The sequence below is a fragment of the Arthrobacter sp. 2YAF22_2 genome (genome assembly GCF_052114645.1).
GTDB lineage: Bacteria > Actinomycetota > Actinomycetes > Actinomycetales > Micrococcaceae > Arthrobacter.
Genome location: NZ_JBFRFD010000060.1, coordinates 1 through 10,226, shown reverse-complemented (window position 1 = coordinate 10,226; position 10,226 = coordinate 1). Strand labels below are relative to the sequence as shown.

Annotated in this window: 10 protein-coding genes; 7 read left to right on the top strand and 3 right to left on the bottom strand. The window is 67.3% G+C overall.

Translation table 11 applies throughout. The annotated features are described in order from the left end of the window. The first annotated feature begins 205 nt into the window (after window positions 1–205). A complete protein-coding gene (locus tag AB4Y86_RS04295; protein ID WP_441400391.1) occupies window positions 206–334 on the top strand; it encodes a hypothetical protein in 129 nt (42 codons plus the stop codon). A 3-nt stretch (window positions 335–337) separates the two neighbouring features. Here AB4Y86_RS04295 and AB4Y86_RS04290 read toward each other — a convergent pair whose 3' ends face one another. Further along, entirely contained in the window at window positions 338–865 is a 528-nt protein-coding gene (locus tag AB4Y86_RS04290) for a DUF427 domain-containing protein (RefSeq protein ID WP_441400389.1), read from the bottom strand. Window positions 866–1,040: 175 nt separating this feature from the next. Further along, entirely contained in the window at window positions 1,041–1,976 is a 936-nt protein-coding gene (locus tag AB4Y86_RS04285) for an aldo/keto reductase (RefSeq protein ID WP_441400387.1), read from the bottom strand. Between the two features lie 51 nt (window positions 1,977–2,027). Between AB4Y86_RS04285 and AB4Y86_RS04280 the strand changes: the two genes are divergently transcribed. Together AB4Y86_RS04280 and mshC are read left to right on the top strand one after the other, a co-directional pair. Further along, window positions 2,028–2,861, top strand: coding sequence for an undecaprenyl-diphosphate phosphatase (locus AB4Y86_RS04280; protein ID WP_441400385.1), 834 nt, complete (start codon window positions 2,028–2,030; stop codon window positions 2,859–2,861). 15 nt (window positions 2,862–2,876) lie between these two features. Continuing rightward, window positions 2,877–4,175: a cysteine--1-D-myo-inosityl 2-amino-2-deoxy-alpha-D-glucopyranoside ligase gene (mshC, locus tag AB4Y86_RS04275; protein WP_441400383.1), complete on the top strand. Its 1,299-nt coding sequence runs from the start codon at window positions 2,877–2,879 to the stop codon at window positions 4,173–4,175. Window positions 4,176–4,220: 45 nt separating this feature from the next. Here the strand turns inward: mshC and AB4Y86_RS04270 are convergent, their stop codons facing one another. Continuing rightward, complete coding sequence (locus AB4Y86_RS04270; protein WP_441400381.1) at window positions 4,221–5,126, bottom strand: PAC2 family protein; 906 nt, start codon at window positions 5,124–5,126, stop codon at window positions 4,221–4,223. A 121-nt stretch (window positions 5,127–5,247) separates the two neighbouring features. On the opposite strand from AB4Y86_RS04270, the gene AB4Y86_RS04265 reads away from it, so the two are divergent. From AB4Y86_RS04265 to arc, 4 genes are all read left to right on the top strand, one after another. Further along, the gene (locus AB4Y86_RS04265) at window positions 5,248–5,961 is read left to right on the top strand and encodes an HAD family hydrolase (protein WP_441400393.1); all 714 of its coding nucleotides are present in this window, start codon (window positions 5,248–5,250) and stop codon (window positions 5,959–5,961) included. Further along, window positions 5,954–7,156: a site-2 protease family protein gene (locus tag AB4Y86_RS04260; RefSeq protein ID WP_441400379.1), complete on the top strand. Its 1,203-nt coding sequence runs from the start codon at window positions 5,954–5,956 to the stop codon at window positions 7,154–7,156. Before AB4Y86_RS04265 ends, AB4Y86_RS04260 begins: the two co-directional genes overlap by 8 nt. Window positions 7,157–7,270: 114 nt before the next feature. After that, complete coding sequence (locus AB4Y86_RS04255; RefSeq protein WP_441400377.1) at window positions 7,271–8,323, top strand: tRNA (adenine-N1)-methyltransferase; 1,053 nt, start codon at window positions 7,271–7,273, stop codon at window positions 8,321–8,323. An 81-nt stretch (window positions 8,324–8,404) separates the two neighbouring features. Then, window positions 8,405–10,226 (top strand): proteasome ATPase (gene arc / locus AB4Y86_RS04250; RefSeq protein ID WP_441400375.1); only part of this gene is annotated, 1,822 nt, incomplete at its 3' end.

The following is a 10,226-nucleotide window of genomic DNA, read 5'->3' as shown; positions in this document are numbered from 1 at the left end:
GTCCTGCTCTGCTCCCACCACCACCACCTGATCCACAAGGAACACTGGACCATCCAACCCCGCGCCGGCATCCCCTGGTTCATCCCGCCACCCCACCTCGACCCCCGCCAACAACCCAGACGAAACCACTACTTCCGATCATGAAGCGYTGCCAAGCGGCATTGGTGATCCGTGCGGTCGAGTTCCGGAATCCACAACCGCTGGTTTGGAAGACCACACCAACGGTTTCAGGGGCTCCCCGCAGTACCAGGAGTGGCAGGACATTCTGCACAGGTTCTACGAGCCGTTCCCGCTGGTCGAACACTACGAGGCCGTGAACTTCGTCCCTCGCTAGAGCTCACCACCCGGCCGTACCGGGGCCACCCTTGAACGGACCAACGATCTGCGCCGTGATCCAACCGCCGTAGAAGCCGCCCTCTTGGAAGGTCACCTGCTCGCCGTCGACCTCGCAGGAGTCCATGCGAGCCGGGTAGATGGCCACCCGGGTGCTGAGCGCCTCGAAACCGCGGGTTGGGTCGGGGTAGGCCCACCCGGACCGGGGGGCGGTGACGCCGCCGGCCACGACGTCGAAGTAGTGCGCTTCGCCCTTGAACTCGCAATAGCTGGTGCCTTCAACCGGAACGAGTGCACCGGGCGGGAATGAGTCCAACGGCAAGTAGTAGACAGGAGGATGACTCGTCTCCAGGACGCGGACCGCATCGGTGGTGTCGGCAATCACCTGGCCGCCGAGCCGCACGATGACCCGTTCCGTTCGCGGCTCCACCCTGGGCGGCCGCGGGTAGTCCCACACCGATTCTTGACCGGCCTTGGGTTGGACCGGCCGGGGACGTCGAAAGGAGTCCGCAAACCCGTGAGCAGGAGTCATGTCCCCATGGTGCCATCTTTGGTGGGGACACGACCCTGAAGACCGCAGATTTCCCGGTTCGTGGGCCAATCGGACGGGGGTCCTGTGGGCCGGCCAAGACCAAGGCAGGCCTCAGCGGCGGAGATGGTCTTGGCGGCCTTGGAGCCAAATGATCGTTACCCGCGGCCGTGGGGGATCAGGCGGGGCTGGAGACGTCCTCGAGTGCGGTGGCAATCTCCGGCGGCAGCGGCGTCAGCACCGCGTCCATGATTTCCTTCAACTGGACTGGCGTCCGGGCACCCACCACGGCCGTGGCCACTCCGTGTTGGGACAGCAGCCAACTCAGCGACACGTCCAAGGCGGTACGGCCGAGCCCCTTGGCCGCCATCGCCACTGCTTCAACGACGCTCGAGGCGTTGCCTTCGAGGTATGGCTCGACGTAGCTGGCCAGCGTCTGGTGCGCGGCCCGCGAGTCGGCCGGAATGTGCCCGCGGTACTTCCCAGTCAGGACGCCGCGTCCCAGGGGTGCCCACGCCATCAGGCCGAGCCCGGCGTCTTCGAGGGCGGGGATCAATTCGGCTTCGGCCTGGCGCCGCACCAGTGAGTACTCGGCCTGGCAGGCGACCAGCGGGAAACCCGCCACCGCGGCCGCCTTGGCGGTCTGCCAGCCGCTGAAATTGGATACACCGGCGTAGCGTGCCCGGCCGGAGCGCACCGCGAAGTCCAGTGCGGACAGGGTTTCCTCCAGCGGCACGTTCGGATCCCAGGCCTGGGCGAACCAGATGTCCACATAGTCGGTGCCCAGCCGCGCGAGGCTCGCATCGAGGCCGGACAGCATCCCGTTGCGGGACGTGTCGACGCTGTGCCGGCCGCCCGACGTCGTCAGGCCGGCTTTGGTGGAGATCACCACTTCAGAGCGGGCAACGACGTCGCCCAGCATGCCGCCGAGCAAGGCCTCGGCCCTGCCACCGGAGTAGGAAGCCGCGGTGTCGATCAGCGTGCCGCCCCCGTCAACAAAGGCGCGGAGCAGGCCGGATGCATCCTGTTCATCGGTCTCACCGGCCCACGACATGGTGCCAAGGGATAGGGACGAGACTCGCAACCCACTGTTGCCGACATAACGCTGCTGCATGCCTGCAAGCTTACGATGCTCCAGACCCTGCATACCGTAGGGTCTATAAACGTGAACTGGTTAGAAGCGGCCTTTCTGGGCCTTGTGCAGGGACTGACAGAATTCCTCCCCATTTCTTCAAGCGCCCATCTGCGGATCGTGGGGGCCTTCCTGCCCGACGCCGCCGACCCCGGGGCAGCGTTCACCGCCATCACCCAGTTGGGCACCGAGACGGCAGTCATCGTCTACTTCTGGCGTGACATCGTTCGGATTGTGAGGGCCTGGTTCGGCTCCCTGACCGGTAAGGTGTCCCGGCAGGACCCGGACGCGCGGATGGGCTGGCTCGTGATCCTGGGCAGCCTCCCGATCATCGTCCTGGGCCTGCTCTTCCAGGACCAGATTGAATCAGTGCTCCGCAGCCTGTGGGTCGTCGCCACCACGCTGATCGTCTTCGGCATGATCCTCGCGGTCGCGGACGCCGTCGGGCGCCAGGAACGGGACCTCACGCAGCTCACCTACAAGCACGGCATCTTCTTCGGGCTGGCGCAGGCGATGGCATTGATCCCCGGGGTGTCACGCTCCGGCGGCACCATCACCGCCGGCCTGCTGATGGGGTACACCCGCGAAGCCGCGGYGCGGTACTCCTTCCTGCTGGCCATTCCGGCCGTCTTCGGCAGCGGCCTCTACCAGTTGTACAAGGTCGTCTCGAAGGAAGGCATCACCGGCCCCTACGGCCTGCCCGAGACCGGCCTCGCCACCGTGATCGCCTTCGTGGTGGGCTACGTCATCATCGGCTGGTTCCTTCGATACGTCTCCACCAACAGCTACCGGATCTTCGTCTGGTACCGGATCTTCCTCGGCCTCGCGCTCTACTTGCTGCTCGGTTTCAATGTCATCAGCGCCTAGCACTAGGCTTGGGATGTGAAATCCTGGACCTCCCGCCCTGTTCCCCAACTCCCGGGCAGCATGCCCGCGCTGCGACTCTTCGACACCGTCAAGCGCGGCGTCGTCACCCTTGAAGCGACGGGGAACCAGTCCATGTATGTCTGCGGAATCACCCCGTACGACGCCACCCACATGGGGCACGCGGCCAGCTACGTGGCCTTCGATCTGCTCAACCGGGCCTGGCGCGACGGTCGCCAGCAGGTTGCCTACGTGCAGAACGTTACCGACGTCGACGACCCGCTGCTGGAACGGGCGACGGCGACCGGCGTGGACTGGCGAGACCTCGCGGCCAGCCAAATCGAGTTGTTCCAGACCGATATGGAAGCCCTGAACGTGCTGGCGCCGGACAACTACGTGGGTGCCGTCGAAGCGATCCCGCGGATCGTTCCCGCGATCGAGTCGCTCCTGCAGCGCGGCCTGGCCTACGCGGTCGCCGGCGCCGCCGGAGAACCGGACGGCGATATCTATTACGACGTCGAAGCGGCCGGAAAGCACTCGGTCGAGGCGCCCGACGCGTGGACGCTGGGGTCCATCTCCGGGCTCTCCGACGCCGAGATGCTCGAACTGTTCGCCGAGCGCGGCGGCGACCCCGGCCGTGCCGGGAAACGCCAGGCCTTGGACCCGCTACTCTGGCGGGTCGCCCGGGAGGGTGAGCCCAGCTGGCCGGGTGGCGAACTGGGGGAGGGGCGCCCCGGCTGGCACATCGAATGCACCGTAATCGCGCAGCAATATCTGCCCGCGCCGTTCACGGTCCAAGGCGGCGGTTCCGACCTCGTTTTCCCGCACCACGAAATGGGAGCCGGCCATGCCTACTCCCTGACCGGAAAACCGCTGGCGAAGCACTTCGCGCATGCCGGCATGGTGGGCCTCGACGGCGAAAAGATGAGCAAATCCAAGGGGAACCTCGTCCTGGTGTCGAAGCTCCGCGCCGCCGGCGAGGAGCCCGGCGCGATCCGGCTCGCCATCCTGGCACACCACTACCGCAGCGACTGGTCCTGGACCGATGAAGGCTTCGCCGCGGCCAAGGACAGGCTGAAGACGTGGCGTGCCGCCGTCGAGGTGGCCCCCGCAGGGTCGGCCGCCCCTCTCCTGGCGGAGTTGCGGGCAGCTCTCTCGGACGACCTCGATGCCCCGCGTGCACTGGCAGCAGTGGATGCCTGGGCCTTCGAAGCGCTGGCCGCCGTAGCAGGCGGTCCGGCCGGATCAGCCGGATCAGCCGCGGACGCGGCCCTGGTAGGCGACGCCGTCGATGCGTTGCTCGGCGTCGAACTGTAGCTAGGCCTGTCTAAGCGGTAGCCCGGGCTGGGCCCGGGCTACCGTTTAGGGCTTGTCCTTGCCCCGGCGCTTGAGGTAGCGCTCGAATTCCCGCGCGATCGACTCGCCGCTGGCCTCGGGGAGATCCGCGGTGTCCTTGGCTTCCTCCAATTGGCGCACATAGGCGGCGATCTCGGGGTCCTCGGTGGCGAGTTCGTCCACGCCGCGTTCCCACGCGTCGGCGTCTTCGACCAGCTCGTGGGTATCCAGCGGAACCTGCAGCAGTTCCTCGATCCGGTGCAGGAGGGCCAGCTGGGCCTTGGGCGAGGGCGCCTGGGCCACGTAGTGCGGTACGGCCGCCCAGAGCGAGATGGTAGGCAGGCCGGCGAGCAGGGCCACCTCCCCGAGCACGCCAACGATCCCCACGGGTCCCTCGTACTGCGAGGCTTCCAGGTCCATCCGCTCCCGCAGCGCGGCGTCGTCGGTGGAGGCGCTGACCGGGATGGGGCGGCTGTGCGGTACGTCCGCCAGCAAGGCACCGACCAGGATCACGTAGTCCACCTTCAGCGCTTCGGCGTGCACCAGCAGCTCGGCCGTGTAGGCGCGCCACTTATAGGACGGCTCGGTGCCCTGGACGAAGATGACGTCCACATTCGAGCCCGGGACGCTCGCCTTGAAAATCYGGGTGGACGGCCACTTGATCTTCCGTTCCCCGGAGGCCGTCCGCCGGATGGTGGGCCGGGTGAACTGGAAGTCGTAGTACTCGTCCGCATCGATCGAACCGGCCTTCTTGCCGCCCCAAAGCTTGTTCAGGTACCGCAATGCGTCGCTCGCCGCTTCGCCGGCGTCGTTCCACCCTTCGAAGGCCGCAAGCATCACCGTGATGCGCTGGCCCTCGGGCACGGGCTGCAACAACCGCTCAGGCTCAGGCGTGACGCCCGTGTCCGTGGGGTCTGGCTCGAAGCTATTCATGTCTTCACCCTACTTCCAAGACACGGGGGAGCGCAGGGAGGCGGGCACCGAAGGGCGCCGGAAATTCGCCGACGGCGTAGCCCGGGACGGCGAACCGGGGCCACCCCGTAGACTTGAGGGCATGCGATCCACAGCCTCCCAGCCACTGCTCAAAGCCGCGCTCTGGGACATGGATGGCACGATCGTGGACACCGAACGGTACTGGATTGAAGCCGAACACGCCCTGGTGGCCGCCCATGGCGGAGAGTGGTCGCACGATAAAGCCATGCAGCTCGTCGGGCAGTCGCTCGTCTACTCGGCAGGCATCCTCCAGGAAGCCGGGGTGGAGCTGGAGGCCCGCGACATCATCGATACCCTCACCGGCTATGTCGTCAGCAAGGTCCGCGAGTCCGTGCCCTGGCGTCCCGGCGCGCGGGAGCTGCTGGACGCGCTGCACACGGCCGGCGTCCGCTGCGCCCTCGTAACGATGTCCGAGGCACCCCTGGCCCGCGAGATCGTCGCCAGCCTGCCCAAGCCCTATTTCGAGTTCCTCGTTACCGGGGACACTATCACGCAGGGCAAACCGCACCCCGAGGCCTACCTGAGGGCGGTTGAACTCCTGCAGCAGCACGACCCCGAGCTGGATCACCGCCATTGTGTTGCCCTCGAAGACTCGGAACCAGGAGTCGCGGCAGCGGTGGCCTCCGGCGTCGTCACGGTGGCCATTCCGCATATTGTCCCGCTCGCCGACGACCCGCGCCGCGCCACTTGGGACACCCTGGCCGGACGCACCGTTGCCGATCTGCAGGAACTCATCTCCCTCCGGCACGAATTCGTCGGAGCCGGCCTTGACTGAACCGCAAAACACCCAGCAGAGCACCGAGGAGCGTCCCTTCTCGCTGCGCGGCGGGATCCCGCTCGGCAAGATCGCCGGCATTCCCGTGGTGCTGGCCTATTCGTGGTTCGCCATCGCGGCGTTCACGGTCATCGTCTATGGGCCGGTCCTGGCGCACAACGACCCGCGGCTGGGCGTCAGCGCCTACCTCGTGGCGTTCGCCTATTCGGTGCTACTGCTGATCTCGGTCCTGGTCCACGAACTGGCCCACGCGCTCACCGCACGGATGTACCGCTGGCCCACCCGCAAGATCGTCCTCAACCTCTGGGGCGGCCACACCCAGTTCGAAGACTTCACCGCTTCGCCGGGCAAATCGGTGCTTGTGGCCCTGGCCGGGCCCGCCGCGAACCTCGCCCTCGCCGCCGGCGGCTGGCTGCTGCTCACCGGCGGCCAGCTGGCCGGAGTCGCTGACACCCTGGCGAACATCTTCGTGTGGGCCAACCTGCTGATCGGTATCTTCAACGTCCTGCCCGGGCTGCCGCTGGACGGCGGCCGGCTGGTCGAATCCGCGGTCTGGAAAGCCACCGGCAACCGCGAGAAAGGCACCATCGCGGCAGGCTGGACCGGCAGGATCATCGTGATCGCCATCGCCGCATGGTTCGTCGCGCTGCCGTTGCTCAGCGGCAACCAACCGGACACCTCCCTCATGCTCATCACCGTCCTGGTGGGCGGCTTCCTCTGGATGGGCGCGTCGGCCTCCATTCAGCAGGCCCGGTACCGGAGCCGGCTGCACCTGGTCGACGCCGCCGCCCTCGCCGAGCCGGCCATCGGCCTGCCGGCTACCGCCACCGTCGCTGACGTGCTGCGCTATTCGGGCGCCGGAGTCCCCGCCGTCGTGCTCTACGGTCCGGACGAACGGCCCGCCGCCGTCGTCGACGACGCTGCCGCCGCTCAGGTTCCCGCGGCCCTCGCGGCCGCGACCCCGGCCTCCGCCGTCGCGTACCCGTTGGCTGCCGGCGCCTACGTCAAGGCAACTGACCGCGGGGCCGAGCTGCTGGCCTACCTTGCTCAACTCGAAGGCTCCGACTACGCCGTCGTCGACGACGCCGGAACCGTCACCGGGCTGCTCCGCCAGCTCACCGTCCTGAACGCCCTCACGGGCAAACGGCAGCAAGGAACGGCGGGCGCCCGGGCAGGGACCGAGGGCCGTAATTAGGACCCGAACCGGTAGAGTTACCTGCCGGTCGCGAATTATCCGGCCCACGACCACGGGCCGGCGCCCGCCGCTATCACCGCGGCCGCCCAGCTTTACAGGAGCGAGGAACATTCCATGAGCAGCGACATCCCCGCAGGGGACACCACGAGCACACCCACCACAACGGGCAAGCCGCCGGTGGGCGCAGCCCGGCGCCGCGGACCGTTCCGCGAAGGCGAGCGGGTGCAGCTCACGGACGAACGAGGCCGGATGAACACCATCAGCCTCGAGGCCGGCGGGGCCTTCCACACGCACCGCGGTTTCCTCAACCACGACGAGATCATCGGCCAGCCGGACGGCTCGGTCGTGGTCAACAACGTCGGCCAGCAGTACCAGACCCTGCGACCGCTGCTCTCCGATTTCGTGCTCTCGATGCCGCGCGGCGCCGCCGTGGTGTACCCCAAAGATGCCGGCCAGATCGTCACCATGGCGGACATTTTCCCCGGCGCCCGGGTGGTCGAGGCCGGCGTCGGCTCCGGCGCGCTGTCCATCTCGCTGCTGCGTGCGGTCGGGGACAACGGCTACCTGCACTCATTCGAACGGCGTGAGGAATTCGCGGACATCGCCCGCGGCAACGTCGAGACGATCTTCGGCGGCCCGCACCCGGCGTGGCAGATCAGCCTCGGCGACTTCCAGGAGGAGGTCGTCCGGACGGAGAAGCCGGGTTCCGTGGACCGCGTGGTCCTGGACATGCTTGCCCCCTGGGAATGCCTCGACGCCGTCGCCACCGTGCTGGCTCCCGGCGGCGTCTGGATCAACTATGTCGCGACCGTGACGCAGCTTTCCCGGACCGCAGAGGCCATCCGCGCCGACGGCCGCTTCACCGAGCCGGATGCCTGGGAGTCCATGGTCCGCGGCTGGCACCTGGAGGGCCTCGCCGTCCGCCCGGACCACCGCATGGTGGCGCACACCGGGTTCCTGCTGGTCACCCGCCGGTTGGCCGACGGCGTTACAGGCATCTCGGTCAAGCGCCGGCCGTCCAAGACCGACTTCGACGCCGAGGATGTCAACGCCTGGACCCCGGGCGCCGTCGGCGAGCGGGCAGTGTCGGACAAGAAACTGCGGCGGGCGGCACGCGACGCGATCGCCGGCACGAACGTCAAGGACACCCCCGAGGTTACGAACTAGTCCGCATTTCGGAAGTCTTCAGCGGCGTGCCACCTCTTGGGGCTAAGGTCTTAATAGAGGTACTGAAGGGGCTGATGAACGATGGAGACTCCGAGCAACGACCGTGGCCGCACACCGGCCGAGGAAGAGGCCCTGGCGGCTGCCGCTGCCGGGCGGACCGAGCCGTCGGCGGCCGACGTCGACCGCTTTGCGGACAGTGAACTGTCCGTGGCCGAACGCCAGGTCAACATCCTGCGCGACAAACTCCGCCACATCGACCGTCAACTCGCGGCCGCCACGCAGAACAACTCCAAACTGGTCGGGATGCTGGAAACGGCCAAGGCCGAGATCCTGCGGCTGAAGAACGCCCTGGACCAGGAGGGCCAGCCGCCGTACAGTTTCGGCACGGTCCTGCAGCTCAACCCGAAGCGGCACCCGGCGCCCGGCAACAGCGGGCAGGCCGCCACCGAAGAGTCCGTGGACATCTTCAACGCGGGCCGCAAGATGCGGGTGGGGATCAGCCCGCTGGTCAACCTCAACCAGCTCGCCGTCGGCCAGGAGGTCCTGCTCAACGAGGCCCTGCTGGTGGTGGCCGGGCTCGGCTATGAGCGGGCCGGCGACCTCGTCACGTTGAAGGAACTGCTGGGCTCAGACCGCGCCCTCGTAGTTGGCCGCGCCGACGAGGAGCGGGTGATCCGGCTCTCCGGGGCCCTCCTGGCGCAGAAGCTGCGGGTTGGCGATGCGCTTTCGATCGACACCCGCACCGGGTACGCGCTGGAGAAGATTCCACGGTCCGAAGTCGAGAACCTTGTCCTCGAAGAAGTCCCGGATATCACCTACCAGGACATTGGCGGCTTGGGCCCGCAGATCGAACAGATCCGCGACGCCGTTGAGCTGCCGTTCCTGCACCCCGATCTGTACCGGGAGCACGGGCTCAAGGCCCCCAAGGGCATCCTGCTGTACGGGCCGCCGGGCTGCGGCAAGACCCTGATCGCCAAGGCCGTGGCCAACTCGCTGGCCGCCCGCGCCGCCGAGCGGGCCGGCAAGACCGACATGAAGAGCTACTTCCTGAACATCAAGGGTCCGGAACTGCTGGACAAGTACGTCGGCGAAACCGAACGGCACATCCGGCTGATCTTCGCCCGCGCCCGGGAGAAGGCCTCCGAGGGGAGCCCGGTGGTGGTGTTCTTCGATGAGATGGACTCGCTGTTCCGCACCCGCGGCACCGGCATCTCCTCGGACGTCGAGACCACGATCGTGCCGCAGTTGCTCAGYGAGATCGACGGCGTGGAGCGGCTCGACAACGTGATCGTGATCGGCGCCTCCAACCGGGAGGACATGATCGATCCGGCCATCCTGCGGCCGGGCCGGCTGGATGTGAAGGTCAAGATCCAGCGCCCCGACGCCGAAGCCGCGGCGGACATCTTCAACAAGTACATCACCACGGACCTGCCGTTCCACAGTTCCGACCTCGCCGAGCACGACGGCGATGTCCAGGCCACCGTGGATGCCATGATCCAGCGCACCGTGGAGGCCATGTACTCCACCGAGAAGTCCAACGAGTACCTCGAGGTGACCTACGCGAACGGCGACACCGAGATGCTGTACTTCAAGGACTTCAATTCCGGGGCCGTGGTCCAGAACGTGGTGGACCGGGCCAAGAAGTCGGCCATCAAGGACCTGCTGACGTCCGGGCAGAAGGGGCTGCGGATCGACCATCTGCTGCGCGCCGTCGTCGACGAGTTCCGCGAGCACGAGGACATGCCCAACACCACGAACCCGGACGACTGGGCACGCATCTCGGGCAAGAAGGGCGAACGCATCACGTACATCCGCACCATCGTCCAGGGCAAAGCCGGACAGGAACCGGGGAAGTCCATCGAAACCATGCCCAGCACAGGCCAGTACCAGCACAGGCCAGTAC